Here is a 16,408-nt window from a genome sequence, read left to right on the forward strand (position 1 = left end):
GCGCGTCAGCGCCCACGACTTGATCGTCGACCGGGGATCGACGAGCTTGCGAGGAGAGCGGTGGAGCCGCCGTAGCGGCCCGAAGGGCCGTTTCCCGGAGCGGCCGGAGGCCGCCGAGAAATATCGCGCATGGCAGGATTGCGCCGGTGAGGATTCCCGCGCTTCGTCGTCGACGGCATACCGAGGTCACCGGTTCGTTTGCCCGGGTCGATCGGCGTACCAAGGACCTCACCAAGCGGCTTCGGCCCGGGGACATCGCCATCATCAACCACGGCGACCTCGACCGGGTCGCCGCCGAGGCGCTGGTCAAGTGCCGACCGGCCGCCGTCGTCAACGCCGCCGAGAGCATCAGCGGGCGCTACCCCAACATCGGGCCGCAGCTGCTCGTGGAGGCGGGCGTACCGCTCCTGGACGCCGTCGGCGGGAGCGTGCTCGACCGGATCCGCGAGGGTGAGCTGGTCCGGGTCGAGGACAACGTGCTCTATCGCGGCGACGACCCGATCGCCGTCGGCACCCTGCTCGACGCGGAATCGGTCGCGGCGGCGATGGAGAAGGCCCGTGCCGGGCTGTCCGAGCAGATCGAGGCGTTCGCCGAGAACACCCTCAAGTACATCCGCGAGGAGCGCGAACTGCTCCTCGACGGCGTCGGCGTCCCCGAGATCCGGACCCGGATCGACGGCCGTCAGGTGCTCATCGTGGTCCGCGGCTACCACTACCGCGAGGACATCGCCGCGCTGCGACCGTACATCCGCGAGTACCGCCCGGTGATGATCGGCGTGGACGGCGGCGCCGACGCGCTGCTTCAGGCCGGCTACAAGCCCGACATGATCGTCGGCGACATGGACTCGGTGTCCGATCAGGCGCTGCGCTGCGGCGCGGAGATCATCGTGCACGCGTACCGCGACGGGCGCGCACCCGGGATGGAACGCCTCGACGAACTCGGTGTGGACGGGATCGCCTTTCCCGCCACCGGGACCAGCGAGGACATCGCGATGCTGCTCGCCGACGACGGCGGCGCGAGCCTGATCGTCGCGGTCGGTACGCACCTCACGCTCGTCGAGTTCCTGGACAAGGGCCGGGCCGGCATGGCGAGCACCTTCCTCACGCGGCTGCGGGTGGGCGGCAAGCTCGTGGACGCCAAGGGCGTCAGCCGTCTGTACCGCAGCCGCATCTCCACGACTTCGCTGCTCATGTTGTGCCTCGCCGCGCTGGTCACCATCGCGGTCACCGTGCGGGTCACCCCGCTCGGGCGCGCGTACTTCCACGTGTTCGGGGCACAGTGGGACGCCTTCGTCTACTGGCTCCAGGGACTGTTCAGTTGATCGACTTCAGATATCACGTCGTCTCCATCATCGCGGTCTTCCTGGCCCTGTCGGTCGGGCTCGTACTCGGCGCGTCCTTCCTCAAGGAGGCGGCCGTCACCGGGCTCGACACGCAGGTCCAGGACCTGGCCCGGAACAACGAAGGGCTGCGTCGCGAACTCGATCGGGCAAACGCCGGTACCCGGTACCTGAACGGCATCATGAACACCGTCGGGCCCGAGCTGGTCAAGGGCAAGCTCGCCGGCCACAAGGCGGTCGTGGTCGCGCTGCCCGGCGCGGACACCAAGCTGACCGACAGCATGGTCAAGCTGCTCGACAGCGCGTCCGCGACGGTCACCGGCCAGGTGGGGATCAAGGGCGCGTGGACCGACCCCAAGCGCGAGGCCGAACTGGTCACCGCGCTCGGCGCCAACGCCGCCGCCTTCCCGACCGGGTCGGCGACCGATCGGGCGGCGCGGGTGCTGGCGGGCGCGATCACCGAGACGCTGCCGCCGGCGCAGACCGGTACGCCCGGCGGGTCCTCGACCCAGCCGCCCGCGAGCGGTACGCCGGCCGGCACGCCGCCCACCGGAACGCCCGCGTCCGGCACGCCGCCGACCGGTGCCGGAACCACGTCCGCGCCGCCGAGCGGCCAGACGCCGGGGCAGGGCACCCCGGGACAGGGCACGCCCGGCCAGAACACCAACCAGAACAACGGCACCACCACCCCCGCGACGCACAACACGCAGGCCGCGACCGAGACCTTGACCAAGCTCAAGGAGGCCGGCTTCGTCGACGTCAAGGACAACCCCGCCACCGGCGCCGACCTGGTCGTGATCGTCGCGCCGTCCGGGGCCACCGGCGGGGACGATCCGGGTCGGATCAACAACATCCATCTTTCGCTCGCGCGCGCCCTGGACACCGGCGACGACGGTACGGTCGTGGCCGGTGCCGCGTCCGCCGCGCAGGAGAACGGCGTGATCTGGGCGCTGCGCCGTAACGATCAGACCGCCAAGGCCGTTTCCACCGTGGACACCGCCGACACGCCCGTGGGTCAGGTCGCGGTCGTGTGGTCCCTGGTGGTCGAGGACAAGCAGGGTACTTCCGGCCAATACGGGACGACGGGCACCACCGACGGTCCGTTGCCGGAGCTGCCGAAGAAGGAGACGTCGTGACGAAGGCCGCTGCCCCCGCCCGTGTCGCCGACCGCGCCGGGGCCCCGGTCGCGGCCCGCCGCTGCCGGCCGGGCCGCCTGGTGACCGCGCTGGCCGCGACCGGAGCGGCCCGGGCCGCGTACGCCGCGCTGACCCGCCGCCCGCCGGGCGAGGCCGCGCTGTGGGAGCGGCGCAACCACCGCGGCGAGGTGCTGACCCTGCTCGAAGGGCCCGCGACGGCGGTCGGCACGGCCGTCGCCGCCGTGTGCGCTCCGGGGGTGCCCGGTCGGTGGCGGGCGGCCGGCGTGCTGGCGGCGGTCGCGGGGGCCGGGTTCGGCACGTACGACGACATGGCCGGGTCGAGCGATCGGCGCGGGTTCAAGGGCCACCTCGGCGCGCTCGCCAAGGGCGAACTGACCAGCGGTGGCGTCAAGATCGTCGGACTCGGCGTGGCCGGCCTCGCGGCGGGCGCGCTCGTGCAGCGGCGGCCGCTGGACAAGCTGCTCGCGGGCGTGGTCGTCGCGGGTACGGCCAACCTGATCAACCTGTTCGACCTGCGGCCGGGCCGCGCGGCCAAGGCGGTGCTGATCGCGGGCGCGCCGCGGCTGCTCCGGGGCGGCCCGGCGGCGGCCCTCGCGGCGGCCCCGGTCGGCGCGGCGGCGGCGCTGCTGCCGGAGGACCTGGCCGAGAAGTCGATGCTCGGCGACGCGGGCGCGAACGCGCTGGGCGCGGCCCTGGGCGTGGCCCTCGCGGCCGGCTCCGGGCGCAAGGGGCTGCTGGCCAAGGTGCTCGTACTCGGCGCGTTCACCGCGGCCAGCGAGAAGGTCAGCTTCACCAAGGTCATCGCCGGCAACCGGCCGCTGAACACGATCGACATGCTCGGCCGCCGCCCGCCCGCCGCGACCCCGGCACCCGGCCTGCCGGCCGCCGAGGGAGCCGTCGCACCGGCATGACCGGCAACGACCGATGGCCTGTGGGCGTGCGCCGGGGTGGGCCGACGAGCGGTACGCGAGGCGTGCCGACCCGACGTGCCGCCCCGACCGACCGGACCCGCTCTTCGCTTCCGACGGGTCCGGTCGACGGGTGACGGCCACCCGAGGCGGCCCGCGCCGATCGAACGGCAGCGAGGCGGACGGCACGCCCGTCGAGACCGGGTCCGGGGGCGCGCCCCGCGACGCCGGATCCGCCGCCGTGCCCGGCGGGACCGGCTCCCGGGGTGCGTCCCGCGACGCCCTGCCCGCGGAGACCGGCCCCGACGCGGCGCCGGGCGCGAACGGGTCCCGGGGCGCGTCCCCCGACGCCGGGCCCGACATCCCGCCCGTCGAGACCGGGTCCGAGGCCGCGCCCCGAGACACCGGACCCGACGCCCCACCCCCCGGCGCCACCCGGGCCCGTGGTGTCGTCCGGGGCATCGCCGGTGCCGCCGCGTTGATGGCCGTGGTCACCGTGTTCGCCCGGCTGGCCGGGTTCGGGCGGCAGTTGGTGTTCTCCGGGACGGTGGGCGACACCGTCCTGGGCACCGCGTACAGCACGGTCAACTCGGTGCCCAACATCGTCTTCGAGATCGTCGCCGGCGGGGCGCTGGCGAGCGTGGTGGTGCCGGTGCTGGCCGGGCCGGTGGCCAAGGGTGCGCGCGAGGACGCCGGGCGGATCGCGTCCGCGCTGCTGACCTGGGTCGTCCTGGTGCTGACCCCGATCGTGCTGCTCGGCGCGCTGCTCGCCCGCCCGATCGCCGAACTGCTGTTGGCCGGCAAGGCGGACGGCCCCGGCGTCGCGGACGTCGCGTCCCGGATGTTGCTCGTGTTCGTGCCGCAGGTGCTGCTGTACGGGATCGCCGTGGTCGCCGGCGGCATCCTCCAGGCCCATCACCGGTTCCTGGCCGGGACGCTCGCGCCGCTCGTGTCCAGCCTGGTCGTGGCCGGCAGCTACCTGCTCTTCGCGAACCGGTACGACGTCGACCTGGACAACCCGGCCACCCTGCCGCGCGGCGCCGAACTGACCCTGTCGCTCGGCACCACCGCCGGCGTCCTGGCCCTCGCGCTGGTCACCGTCGTGCCGCTGCGCTCGACCGGCCTGCGGCTGCGCCCCACGCTGCGCTTCCCGGACGGTGTGGCCCACCGGGTACGCACCCTCGCGCTGGCCGGCGTCGCGACGCTGATCGCCCAGCAGGCCGCGACGATCGCGGTGATCCTGCTCGCCAACGGGCGCGGCACGCACGGATCACTGGTCGTCTACCAGACCACGTGGATGGTCTACCTGCTCCCGTACGCGGTGCTCGCGGTGCCGATCGCCACCGCCGCCTTCCCGCGCCTGAGCGCGCACGCGCACGACGGCGACCGGGACGCGTTCGCGGACGCGGTCGCCGCGACCACCCGCACCGTGCTCCTGGTCGGCGCGGCGGGCACCGCGCTGCTGCTGGCCGCCGCCGCGCCGCTGGGGCGGTTCTTCGCGCTGTTCATGGCCGGCTCCACCGAGCCCGAGCACATGGCCTGGGCGCTGGCCGCGTTCGCGCCGGGACTGATCGGGTACGCGCTGACCGCGCACCTGGGCCGCGCGCTGAACGCCTCCGGCCACGGTCGCGCCGCCGCCGGTTGTGTGGTGGCCGGGTGGGGGGTGGTCGTGGTCGCCGACGTCGCGCTCGCCTTCGCGTTGCCCGCCCGCTGGACGGTGGCCGCGCTCGGCCTGGGCAACTCGATCGGGATGACCGTGGCCGGGGTGCTGTTGGCCTATGCCGTGGTCCGCACGGCCGGCCCGCGGGCACTGGCCGGGGCGACGATGGCCAAGCCGGCGGCCTGGGCGGTGGTGGCCGCGTTCGCCGGCGGGGCGGCCGGGTTCGGGGCGTCGCGGGCATTCGGGACCGGCGGCATCGTCTTCACGTTGATCATCGCGGCGGTTGCCGCCATCGTGGGCACCCTGGTGTTCGCGGGAGTCGTATCCGTGACCGTCGGCGAGGCTGTCAGGGCCACGCTGCGCGGGCGGCGGGCGGCCGAATCGGAAGGGGAGCAGCGACGTGGACACGACGACTGAGTCGCGAGAGCGCACCGAGCCGGCCCGGCTGCGGGCCGTCCTTGTCCTGGCCACGTCCACCGGCGGGATCGGCGCGCACGTGCGCTCGCTGGCCGCCGGCCTGGTCGGGCGCGGGGTCGCGGTGACCGTGTGCGGCCCGGCCTCGACCGAGGAGCACTTCGACTTCGCGGGCACCGGCGCGCGATTTCGGGCGGTCGAGATCGGCTCGGCCCCCCGGCCCACCGATCGGGCGGCGCTGCGTGAGCTGCGCGCGGCCTGCGCGCCCGCGCACGTGGTGCACGCGCACGGGCTGCGCGCCGGGTTGGCGGCGGGCAACGCACTCGGCCGGCATCGGGTACGCCGCAGGCCGCTGGTGCTCACCCTGCACAACGCCGTCCTGGTCGGTGGTGCCAAGGGTGCGCTGACCCGGGTGCTGGAGGGCCGGGCGGTACGGGCCGCCGACGTCGTCCTGGGCGCCTCGACCGATCTGGTCGACCGGGCCAGGCAGGTCGGCGCGCGGGATGCCCGGCTCGGGCCGGTATCGGCCCCGCCGCTGCCGCCGGCCGAGCGGGACCGGGCCGCGGTGCGGGCCGAATTCGACGCGGGCGACCGGCCGCTGCTGGTGGCCGTGGGCAGGTTGGCCCCGCAGAAGGACTACCCGGTGCTCCTGGACGCCGCGCGGCAGTGGCTGGACGAACAACCGGTGCCGCTGCTCGTGATCGCCGGAGACGGGCCGCTGCGGGAATCGCTCCAAGACCGGATCGACGCCGAGTCGTTGCCGGTTCGCCTGCTGGGTCATCGTGCGGACGTGGCCGACCTGCTCGGTGCCGCCGATCTCGCGGTCCTGCCCAGCCGTTGGGAGGCCCGGGCGCTGGTCGCCCAGGAGGCACTGCGCACCGGCGTGGCACTGGTCGCCACGCACGTCGGCGGCATCCCGGAACTGGTCGGCGACGCGGCGGTACTGGTCCCGCCCGGTCGGCCCGACGAACTCGCCGCGGCGGTCCGCGACCTGCTCGACGACCCCGACCGGCGCGCCGAACTCGTCGAGGCGGGCCGGGCCCAGGCCGCGACCTGGCCCGACGAGCGGGAGACCATCGCCCAGGTCCTGAGCATCTACGAGGAACTCGGCCCGGTATGACGCCGGGCCCCCTCGTGGGGCCCGCACGCGCCACCACACCCGCTCCCTCACCCGGCCGGTCGCGGCCCGCCGGGTAGCCCAGGAGCCCGACGGCCCGGCGCGAGCACGAGCGTGGCCCGGCAGCCTGCCGAACGCCGGCCCGACCGGCGGCGCGAATCACCGACCGTCTCGCAGTCGCCTGCGCCCGGGGCGAGCGGGCGCCGCCGCCGGCCCGGACAGGAGCCCACGTCCGGGAGGAACGCCCCGGCGGTCGCGTAGTCGAGCGGGCGCCGCCGCCGGCCCGCGGCAGCGACGGCGAACGACGCGACGGGCGGCGAGCCGATCGGCTCGCCGCCCGTCGCTGTGGTCGTGGAACGTTCGCGGGTCATGGTGTCGGGAGACACCACCGGGAACCGGTGCGCACACCTGCACAGCGCGCCCACCGAACCCGCCCCGTCCGCGCCTTCCGCCCGCGCGATGTCCCGTCGCCGCGCGCCGCCGACCGCGTCGCCGCGATCAGTCCTGCTCGGACGCCTCGGCGCGCATCGTCGCGGTCAGCCGCAGGGCCGTGTCGATCAGCGGCACGTGGCTGAACGCCTGCGGGAAGTTGCCCACCTGGCGCTGGAGCCGCGGGTCCCACTCCTCGGCGAGCAGGCCCAGGTCGTTGCGCAGCGCGAGGAGGCGTTCGAACAGCTCGCGTGCCTCCTCCACCCGGCCGATCATCGCCAGGTCGTCGGCGAGCCAGAACGAGCAGGCCAGGAAGGCGCCTTCGTCGCCCGGCAGGCCGTCCAGGCCGACGCTGGTGCCGTTGGTGGGGTAGCGGCGGACGAAGCCGTCCTCGGTCAACTCGCGCTGGATCGCCTCGATCGTGCCGATCACCCGCTTGTCCTCCGGCGGCAGGAAGCCCACCTGTGGGATCAGCAGCAGCGACGCGTCCAACTCGGTCGAGCCGTAGTACTGGGTGAAGGTGTTGCGGTCCGCGTCGTACCCGTACGCGCACACCTCGCGGTGGATCTCCTCGCGCACCCCCCTGAGGTGTTCGAGCATCTTCTCGGTGTCCGAGGCCATCGGCTCGTCCACCAGCATCTTGATGGTGCGGTCCACCGCGACCCAGGCCATCACCTTGGAGTGCACGAAGTGCCGGCGCGGCCCGCGGACCTCCCAGATGCCCTCGTCCGGGTCGCGCCAGTGCTGCTCCATGTAGTCCATCAGCTTGAGCTGGAGCGCGTGTGCGTGGTCGTTGCCCTCCATGCCGGAGACCCGACCCAGGTGCAGCGCGTCGACCACCTCGCCGTAGACGTCGAGCTGGAACTGCTCGGCGGCGGCGTTGCCGATCCGGACCGGGTGCGAGCCCTCGTAGCCCGGCAGCCAGGTCGCCTCGTACTCGGTCAGTCGGCGCTCGCCGCCCACGCCGTACATGATCTGCAGGTTCTCCGGGTCGCCCGCGACCGCCCGCAGCAGCCACTCGCGCCAGGCCTTGGCCTCGTCCACGAATCCGGTCTTGAGCAGCGCGCCCAGGGTCATCGCCGCGTCCCGCAGCCACGTGTAGCGGTAGTCCCAGTTGCGCACCCCGCCCACGTCCTCGGGCAGCGACGTGGTGGGCGCCGCGACGATCCCGCCGGTCGGCGCGTAGGTGAGCGCCTTGAGCGTGATCAGCGAGCGCACCACCGGCTCGCGCCACGGGCCCCGGTAGGTGCAGCGGGTCATCCAGTCGGTCCAGAACGCCTCGGTGTCCGCCAGCGCCGCGAGCGCGTCGGTGGGCAGCGGGCCCTCGACGTGCGAGGGGTGCCACGTGAGGGTGAAGGTGACCCGGTCGCCCTCGCCGAGGGTGACGTCCGAATAGGTGGTCAATCCGCGCCCGTAGGTCTCGGTGTCACTGGCGAACCACACCGCGTCCGGGCCGGCCACCGCCACGGTGCGGCCGTCCGCCTCGCGGCGCACCCACGGCACGACCTTGCCGTAGTGGAACCGCATGCGCAGCTCCGAGCGGACCGGAACCCGGCCCGATACGCCCTCCACGATCCGCACCACGACCGGCGCGCCGACCAGTGCGTCCGCCGGAGGCATGAAATCGATCACTCGAACGGTCCCCCGCGGGGTCTCCCATTCCGATTCGAGGATCAGCGAGTCGCCGCGATACCGGCGGCGTGTCGCGGGACCGCCGGAGAGCGGCGCGACCCGCCATGAGCCGTGTTCCTCGCTGCCGAGCAGGCCCGCGAACACGGCGGGGGAATCGAAGCGGGGGAGGCAGAGCCAATCCATGGAACCGTCACGGCCCACGAGAGCGGCGGTCTGCATGTCCCCGATGAGGGCGTAGTCCTCGATGCGGCTGGTCACGGGCAACGCTTTCCGTTCCTGGTCGTCCTGATGGTGCCGGTCGTCCCGTCGTGCGTACCGGGTTCGGCTGAGGGGCCGGCTTGCACGAGCCTTGGCTCGCGCGTGCTGTGTTCGTGTGCGTACCGCGCTCGCCGATCGACATGTTCTGATCGACGGTTGATCGATTCATTCCAGAGTGCACCACGCGCGCGTGATCGACCGCCCAAACGGTGGTCGAATCGACCGGTGCTCCCGAAATGTCGTCCCGTCGGGATCCGGGGGACGCGCACCCGTCGCGCGCGTGGTTTCCGCTGCGCGCAGGTGTCGGCGAACGGAGAGAGGCTCGTGCGCCGCCTGCGTAGCATAGTGCGCCGCGGGTGCTGAAACGTGCCTGCTTTCGCCGAACCGATCGTTGACTCTGTGTCGAATCCGACTCGGCCGATCCGACGGCATGTGCCCGGAATCTCCCGTGCGTTGTCACTCTGGGCAATCGCCGTAGGGTGTCGCAGTTGTTCCGCACCGGGTGCGGGACCTCGACCCCGGACGCTGTTAGGCTGGTATCCCGTGGACTTGGTGGGACTGTTCCGGGCCCGCATCGGCCCAGCAGCATCCCCTTCGAAATCCCCTCGATCGCAACCACGGGAGCCCCTCCTTGGCAGTGCCTCAGACGCCCAGTCGCACCCGGCAGGCGAAGCACCTTTTCGTCACCGGAGGCGTTGCCTCCTCGCTCGGCAAGGGGCTCACCGCGTCGAGCCTCGGAGCGCTCCTCAAGGCGCGCGGCCTGCGGGTCACGATGCAAAAGCTCGACCCCTACCTGAACGTCGACCCCGGGACGATGAACCCGTTCCAGCACGGCGAGGTGTTCGTCACCAACGACGGCGCCGAGACCGACCTGGACGTCGGCCACTACGAGCGCTTCCTCGACGTCGACCTGCACGGCTCGGCCAACGTGACGACCGGTCAGGTCTACTCGACGGTCATCGCCAAGGAGCGGCGCGGCGAGTACCTCGGTGACACCGTGCAGGTCATCCCGCACATCACCAACGAGATCAAGTCGCGGATCCGGGCCATGGCCGTGGACGACGTGGACATCGTGATCACCGAGGTCGGCGGCACCGTCGGCGACATCGAGTCGCTGCCCTTCCTCGAATCGATCCGCCAGGTCCGGCACGAGGTCGGCCGGGACAACGTGTTCTTCCTGCACGTCTCGCTGCTGCCGTACATCGGCCCCTCGGGCGAGCTGAAGACCAAGCCGACCCAGCACTCGGTCGCCGCGCTGCGCAGCATCGGCATCCAGCCGGACGCGATCGTGCTGCGGGCGGACCGGGCCGTGCCGCAGGACATCAAGCGCAAGATCTCGCTGATGTGCGACGTGGACGAGGAGGCCGTGGTCGCGGCCATCGACGCCCCGTCGATCTACGACATCCCCAAGGTCCTGCACTCCGAGGGCCTGGACGCGTACGTGGTGCGCCGGCTCGGGCTGAACTTCCGGGACGTGGACTGGACCCAGTGGGACGACCTGCTGCGCCGGGTGCACCAGCCCGAGCGCGAGGTCACCGTCGCGCTGGTCGGCAAGTACATCGACCTGCCCGACGCCTACCTCTCGGTCACCGAGGCGATCCGCGCGGGCGGCTTCGCGAACAACGTGCGGACCCGGATCAAGTGGGTGACGTCGGACAACACCGCGACGCCCGAGGGCGCCGCGCGCGAACTCGGCGATTGCGACGCGGTGCTGATTCCCGGCGGATTCGGCGACCGCGGCGTCGAGGGCAAGGTGCAGGCGATCGCGTACGCCCGCGAGCACCGGATCCCGACCCTGGGCATCTGTCTGGGCCTGCAGTGCATGGTGATCGAGGCCGCGCGCAACCTGGCGGGCCTGGCCGGGGCGAACTCGCTCGAATTCGACCCCGAGGCCGCGCACCCGGTGGTGGCGACCATGGCCGACCAGCTCGACATCGTCGCGGGCCAGGGCGACCTGGGCGGCACGATGCGGCTCGGCCTGTACACGGCGGACCTGGCCGAGGGCTCGATCGCCCGCGAGGTGTACGGCACGGCGCAGTCCGAGGAGCGGCACCGGCACCGCTACGAGGTCAACAACGCCTACCGCGGGCAGCTGGAGCAGACCGGCCTGGTCTTCTCCGGCCTCTCGCCCGACGGCCGCCTGGTGGAGTACGTGGAACTGCCGCGCGAGCAGCACCCGTACTTCATCGCCACCCAGGCCCACCCGGAACTGAAGTCCCGCCCGACCCGCCCGCACCCGCTCTTCGCGGGCCTGGTCGCGGCCGCGGTCCGCCGTATCAAGGGCGAGGACCGCGTCCCGGAGACCACCTCCTGACGCATCGCCGGCACCCGACCGACAGGCCGCCGGGCCGATAGACCGACGCCGAGGAGCCACCCGCCCGATCATCGGGGCGGGTGGCTCCTCGGGTTGTCGGGTCGGGACGGCCGCTACTTCAGCGCACTCACGAAGCGCGCCCAGGGCGCCTCGCCGAAGCCCAGCACCGGGCCCGGGGCCACCTTCGAGTCCCGCGCGCGAACGACGTCGCGATCGGGCGCGACCTCGACGCACGCACCGTCGTTCTGGCTGTACGAAGAAGTGCGCCAGGCGTGCTTCCCGAGTTCGTTAATCACGTTCTCCCCAAATCGATACGTACTGCTGAATCATCTCGATGGACTGGTCCGGTTCGAGCCCCGCCTGCCGGAGGTGCTTGATCACGCCTCGCGCCCGCTCCACGTATGCCCGATCCCAGGTGATCGCGCGAATGACGATGGCGCCTTCTTCGGCGAGAGCACTCTTGGCGGGCAGCCCGTTGGGCCGTCCACTCCCCACTTCCTCGAACAGGGTGAAAGTGGACGCGAGTGCCGCGTCTGCCGCACTTGCAAACGGGATGACGATGATCTCGATGTTGTCCCGCCCCGCAAGTTCGACGAGGCGCTTCATCTGATCTCGCATCAGGTGCGGGCCGCCGACCTCCGTTCGCAGACAAGCCTCGGTGATGATCGCCGTGAAATCGAGGGGCGGATCGGCCGTCAAACGAGCCTGCCGCTCCAATCTCGCCAGCACCACTTCGTCCGCCGAAGGACCGACGTATGTGCGGTTCGTGATCCACCGCGCATACCGTTCCGTCTGCAACAACCCGGGAACGATCGTCATCTGCACCTCGGTCGAAGACCGGGCGCGGTCCTCCAGCTTGATGTGCTCCAGGAGTCCCGCGGGAAGCACGTCCGCGAATCGCGACCACCAGGCCCCCTCGTCGATGGCGCTGCCGGCCTTGGCCGCCTCCAGTAGTCGCAGAACCTGTGCGCGCTGCTCGGCCGACGCCTGATAGGTGGCCAAAAACTTTTCGATCTCGTCGTCGGAGCAGGTGCGTTGCCCGTTCTCGATGCGACTGATCGACGCACCCGACACTCCGACCAGCGGTGCCGCGCTTCGGACCGTGTGCCCCGCCCCCGTGCGCAGCCGTCGGAGTTCCACTCCGAGATTGAACTGGTCTTCCGTCGTGATGGTCATGGTCCTCCTCGGCGAACAGTGTGCTACGCGGGCACGTTCGTACGCGAGTAACGGCCGCTTTGTTTCAGAGACTTGACGTGTTTCATGAATCAGAGGATGGTGATTCATGCCACTCACTGCATGCGCGTGGAAGCGGTGAGTGATGTCCGAACACTTCCCCTTGGCGTCACATCTCGGGAGCTGCCGTGCAGCCGTGTGCCCAGAAGTTCGACCTTCCGTTGTCCGTCCACTCCGTCAAGACGGCTCGTGGTCTCGTCCGGGGCTTCTGCATAGGGCATGGCTTCCCGGAGCGGGTCCGGGACGGGGCGCTGCTGATCGTGTCCGAGTTGGTCACCAACTCCGTCGTGCACGCGCGGCCGCAGGTGGGCGCGCCGCAGGAGTGTCGGCTGATTCTCACGTGGCAGCGGCGGGAGTTCGAGATGGCGGTCTGGGACTACGACCCCATGCCGTGTCCGAGGATTCGGGCCGCCGACCCCGACCCCGACCCCGGCCTCGACTTCGAGTGTGGGCGTGGGCTGGCGATCGTGCTCGGGCTTGCCGACGGGTTCACCTGGATGCGGGCCGCCGGAGGGAAATTGGTCGCGGTGCGGCTCCGGGTGCCGTCGGCTGCGGAGGGCGCGGGTGAGGGCGGGCTGTTCGGCGCTGCGTTCGATGTACGTGCTGCGGTGGTTGATCGGCCTTCGGAGGCATCATGACGACCGCCCGCGGCGACGGATGGGTGCAGGGCGATGCACCGACCGATCCGGGGGCCGGGAACCATCGGCACGCGTCCGGGTGCGGGCTGTGCCCAGGCTTTGGCTTGTCGGAGCCGGGTGGGGTGATCCGGGAGCATTAGGCTGACGGATGGGGACGGCGGTATTCGGCCGGCGGCTGTTGAAGGGGAGCGCATCGTGAACGACCCGGGCACTCGGGCGAGGATCGTCGACACCGCCGAGGCGTGGCCCGTCGCGGAGAGCGAGACGCCGTTCAAGGGGCGGGTCTGGTCGATGCGCAGCGACGTGGTCGAGATGCCGGACGGCAGCAGTGCGCGGCGCGACTACCTGGACCATCCCGGGTCGGTGGGTGTGGTGGCGCTGGACGACCAGGGCCGGCTGTTGGTGCTGCGCCAGTATCGCCACCCGGTGCGGCACAAGTTGTGGGAGATCCCGGCCGGACTGTTGGACGTGCCGGGGGAGAACCCGCTGCACGCCGCCCAGCGGGAGTTGTTCGAGGAGGCCCACCACGAGGCCGGCACCTGGAATGTGCTGGTGGACCTCTACACGACGCCCGGTTCGTCGGACGAGGCGATCCGGGTGTTCCTCGCCCGCGGGTTGGCCGAGTCGCGGGCCGAGCGGTTCGCGGTCGAGCACGAGGAGGTCGGGATGGAACTGGCCTGGTTGCCGCTGGACGAGGCGCTCGCCGGGATCCTCGCGGGCGAACTGCACAACCCGATACTGGTGTCGGGCGCCCTCGCGCTCTCGGCCGCGTTGGCCGGGGACGGCCTGGACGCGCTCCGGGCGGCGGATGCGCCCTGGCCTGCTCGGCCCTACTGACGGGCTGCGGTCGCGTCCGGGCCGTGTCCGGCGGATCTCGGTGGGCCGGGGACTCCTGTGCCCACCCCCCACTCGTCGCCTCGGGGTCGCACGGCTGCGGAATTGGCGCCTCGGGGTTGGCGAGTCGGACCTCCCGAGCCGGTGCGTGGCCGTAATCTGCGCGATGGGTGTGGGTGAGACAGGGGGCGTCTGCGGTGGCGGTGACCGGGGAGTCCGGGGTCGGGTGCGCGACGGCCGAGGGGTTGGTCCCCGGAATGCGCGCGCCGGTCGAGGCGTTGCCCGCGATCGTGGACCAACTTCCGCCCGGAGGGCCCGACTTCGTCGGCCGCACCGACGAACTCGACACCCTCTACAGCTGGGTGACCGGACCCGGCGCGGCGATCCCGGCGCAGCTCGCGCCGACCGACCCCGAGCATCCGGGCACCACCCGCACGGTGTGGCTGCCCCGGGACCGGGTGGTCGCGATCACCGGACCGGTCGGCGTGGGCCGCACCGAGTTCGCCGTCCGGCTCGCCCACCGGCTGGCCCCGCACTTCCCGGACGGCCGGCTGTACGCCCGGCTCACCGGGCCGCGCGGTGAGCTGATCCCGCCCGGCGACGTGCTCGAATCGTTGTTGTACGCGCTGGGCACGGTGGCCATACCCTCCGCGCACGAGGAGCGGATCCGGCTCTTTCGGGAGCACCTGGACGGGAAACGTTTCCTGATCCTGCTCGAGGACGTGACCGGGACCGCGCAGCTGCGCCCGCTGCTCCCGGAGAGTCCCACCACGCTCGTGGTGATCACCTCGGTGTCCCCGCTCACCGGCCTCGGCCGGGCCGCGGCCGTGCGCACCTGTGCGCTGGACATGCTGGACGGGCGCGCCTCGGCCGAACTGCTCGGCAACCTGGCCGGACACACCCGGGTCGCGTGCGATCCGCGTGCCGCGGACGAGTTGGCCGCCCTGTGCGACTTCCACCCGGCCGCGCTGCGGATGGCCGGTGCCTGGTTGCGGGCCCGGCCGCGCTACGCGATGGCCGACGTGGGTCGCCGGTTGCGGGCCGAACGGTTGCGGTTGCGCGAGCAGGCCGGTGACGACCTCGCGGTGCGGGCGTGCTTCTCGCTGATCCACCGCGAACTGGTGCCTTCCGCCGCGCGGCTGCTGCGGCTGCTCGCGCTGGTGCCCGGGCGCGAGTTCGGCGCGGACGCCGCCGCCGCGCTCGCCGACTGCGGGCCCGACGCGGCCACCCGGTCGCTGGTCGAGCTGCGCGAGCTGCACCTATTGGAACAGGGCTCGGTGCCCGGCCGCTTCCGCTTCCACGACCTGGTACGCGGTTATGTACAGGAACGCCTGGACGCGGAGGAGCGGCCCGGCGAGCGGCGCAACGCACGGGTGCGCCTGCTCGACCGGTACGTGCGGCTGGCCCGCTCGGCCGAGCGGATCATCGTCGGCGCGGACGGCCCGGACCCGGGCGCCGACGTGCGCTTCGAGTCCGCCGACGAGGCCCGCGCGTGGTTGCGCGACGAGCGGCCGGAGCTGCTGGCCGCCGCCCGGGTCGCCGCGGCCGCCGGCCTGGACGCGGCCACCCGCCGGCTGGTCTCGGTGCTGACCCGGCTGCTGGATCGCCGGGCGCACTGGAGCGACGTGCGCGAACTGCACGAACTCGCGCTGACCACCGCACGCCGGGCCGGCTCCGGCCGGCAGGAGGCGGTCGCCCTGCTCAACCTGGGCAACCTGCACGTCGCGCGCCAGGAACTGGAGGAGGCGCTGTCCTGCTACCGCGCGGCCCTGGAGGTCTCCCGCGGACTGGGCGATCCGGCCGGCGAGGGCCGCGCGATGGTCAACCTCGGCAACGCCTACGCCGACTTGGGCGACCTGCAACGTGCCGCGGACTGGTACGACCGCTCGCTGCTGCTGCGCCGCACCATCGGCGACGCGGCCGGCCAGGCGCGGGTGTTGTCCCACCTGGGCCGGCTGCATGCGCGGATGGGCCGATTCGAACAGTCGGTCCGCGACCACCGGGCGGCACTCGGGGTGCGCCGCAGGATCGGCAACCCCGCCGACATCGGCCGGGTGCTGACCGACATCGCCGCCGTGCTCGGCGAGGCGGGGCGGGCGCAGGAGGCGCTCGCGGTCTACCGGGACGCGATGGAGGCGTTTCGGGCGGCGGGCGACGAGCGCCTGGAGGCACTCGCCCTGTTGCAGAGCGCCGAGCTGGCACTCGAAGCCGGCGACGTGCGGGACGCCCGTTCGCGCCGCCGGGAGGCATTGGCCCTGCTCGTGGACGCGGGCGCGCCGGAAGTGGACGAGGTCCGCCGCTTTCTGGGTGACGAATAGCGCCGCCGCGGGTACTCGCTCTCGTCCCTTATCTCGGGCGCAACCTACGAAATAGACAAGCGGTAGCCCCCTCACTGCCACTTTGTAAGGTTGGCGGGGCGTTCCAGCCGCACTAAGCTAGGAACACCACGAGGTACGGCGTGCATTCGCATGCCC

General features: G+C 72.4%; 12 protein-coding genes. 9 read left to right on the plus strand and 3 right to left on the minus strand.

Translation table 11 applies throughout. The annotated features are described in order from the left end of the window. The first annotated feature begins 146 nt into the window (after window positions 1–146). The 5 genes from steA (at window position 147) to ACZOOI_RS22795 (ending at window position 6,599) form a co-directional block, all read left to right on the plus strand. Window positions 147–1,322, plus strand: a complete 1,176-nt coding sequence (gene steA, locus ACZOOI_RS22775; RefSeq protein WP_391586897.1) for a putative cytokinetic ring protein SteA — start codon at window positions 147–149, stop codon at window positions 1,320–1,322. Continuing rightward, window positions 1,319–2,476 carry a copper transporter gene (locus tag ACZOOI_RS22780; protein WP_465277544.1) on the plus strand — a complete coding sequence of 386 codons (1,158 nt, stop codon included), beginning with the start codon at window positions 1,319–1,321 and terminating at the stop codon, window positions 2,474–2,476. The genes steA and ACZOOI_RS22780 overlap by 4 nt, the downstream gene beginning before the upstream one ends. Beyond that, window positions 2,473–3,408: a hypothetical protein gene (locus tag ACZOOI_RS22785; RefSeq protein WP_465277545.1), complete on the plus strand. Its 936-nt coding sequence runs from the start codon at window positions 2,473–2,475 to the stop codon at window positions 3,406–3,408. The genes ACZOOI_RS22780 and ACZOOI_RS22785 overlap by 4 nt, the downstream gene beginning before the upstream one ends. A gap of 130 nt (window positions 3,409–3,538) precedes the next feature. Further along, window positions 3,539–5,482: a murein biosynthesis integral membrane protein MurJ gene (gene murJ / locus ACZOOI_RS22790; RefSeq protein WP_465277546.1), complete on the plus strand. Its 1,944-nt coding sequence runs from the start codon at window positions 3,539–3,541 to the stop codon at window positions 5,480–5,482. Continuing rightward, on the plus strand, window positions 5,466–6,599 hold the full coding sequence (locus tag ACZOOI_RS22795) for a glycosyltransferase family 4 protein (protein ID WP_465277547.1): 1,134 nt from the start codon (window positions 5,466–5,468) through the stop codon (window positions 6,597–6,599). The genes murJ and ACZOOI_RS22795 overlap by 17 nt, the downstream gene beginning before the upstream one ends. A 495-nt stretch (window positions 6,600–7,094) precedes the next feature. Here ACZOOI_RS22795 and ACZOOI_RS22800 read toward each other — a convergent pair whose 3' ends face one another. Further along, window positions 7,095–8,915 (minus strand): glycoside hydrolase family 15 protein, encoded by a 1,821-nt coding sequence (locus tag ACZOOI_RS22800; protein ID WP_465277548.1) that lies wholly within the window; start codon window positions 8,913–8,915, stop codon window positions 7,095–7,097. Between the two features lie 637 nt (window positions 8,916–9,552). Here ACZOOI_RS22800 and ACZOOI_RS22805 point away from each other — a divergent pair. Next, window positions 9,553–11,229, plus strand: coding sequence for a CTP synthase (locus ACZOOI_RS22805; RefSeq protein WP_465281263.1), 1,677 nt, complete (start codon window positions 9,553–9,555; stop codon window positions 11,227–11,229). Between the two features lie 113 nt (window positions 11,230–11,342). Here the strand turns inward: ACZOOI_RS22805 and ACZOOI_RS22810 are convergent, their stop codons facing one another. Both ACZOOI_RS22810 and ACZOOI_RS22815 read right to left on the minus strand, forming a co-directional pair. After that, window positions 11,343–11,525 carry a DUF397 domain-containing protein gene (locus ACZOOI_RS22810; protein ID WP_465277549.1) on the minus strand — a complete coding sequence of 61 codons (183 nt, stop codon included), beginning with the start codon at window positions 11,523–11,525 and terminating at the stop codon, window positions 11,343–11,345. Next, a complete protein-coding gene (locus ACZOOI_RS22815; RefSeq protein WP_465277550.1) occupies window positions 11,518–12,405 on the minus strand; it encodes a helix-turn-helix domain-containing protein in 888 nt (295 codons plus the stop codon). The genes ACZOOI_RS22810 and ACZOOI_RS22815 overlap by 8 nt, the downstream gene beginning before the upstream one ends. A gap of 185 nt (window positions 12,406–12,590) precedes the next feature. On the opposite strand from ACZOOI_RS22815, the gene ACZOOI_RS22820 reads away from it, so the two are divergent. The 3 genes from ACZOOI_RS22820 to ACZOOI_RS22830 all read left to right on the plus strand — a co-directional run bounded on the left by ACZOOI_RS22820 (window position 12,591) and on the right by ACZOOI_RS22830 (window position 16,252). Continuing rightward, window positions 12,591–13,100, plus strand: coding sequence for an ATP-binding protein (locus ACZOOI_RS22820; protein ID WP_465277551.1), 510 nt, complete (start codon window positions 12,591–12,593; stop codon window positions 13,098–13,100). A gap of 195 nt (window positions 13,101–13,295) precedes the next feature. Beyond that, window positions 13,296–13,937, plus strand: coding sequence for an NUDIX domain-containing protein (locus tag ACZOOI_RS22825; RefSeq protein ID WP_465277552.1), 642 nt, complete (start codon window positions 13,296–13,298; stop codon window positions 13,935–13,937). 254 nt (window positions 13,938–14,191) lie between these two features. After that, window positions 14,192–16,252, plus strand: coding sequence for a tetratricopeptide repeat protein (locus tag ACZOOI_RS22830; protein ID WP_465277553.1), 2,061 nt, complete (start codon window positions 14,192–14,194; stop codon window positions 16,250–16,252). Window positions 16,253–16,408: the final 156 nt, after the last annotated feature.

The organism is Embleya sp. L77 (assembly GCF_055557415.1).

What these genes read in the sequence shown, in the direction of transcription:
- ACZOOI_RS22815 (WP_465277550.1), bottom strand. Translation starts at nt 12,405, where the DNA reads ATGACCATCACGACGGAAGACCAGTTCAATCTCGGAGTGGAACTCCGA.
- ACZOOI_RS22830 (WP_465277553.1), top strand. Translation starts at nt 14,192, where the DNA reads ATGCGCGCGCCGGTCGAGGCGTTGCCCGCGATCGTGGACCAACTTCCG.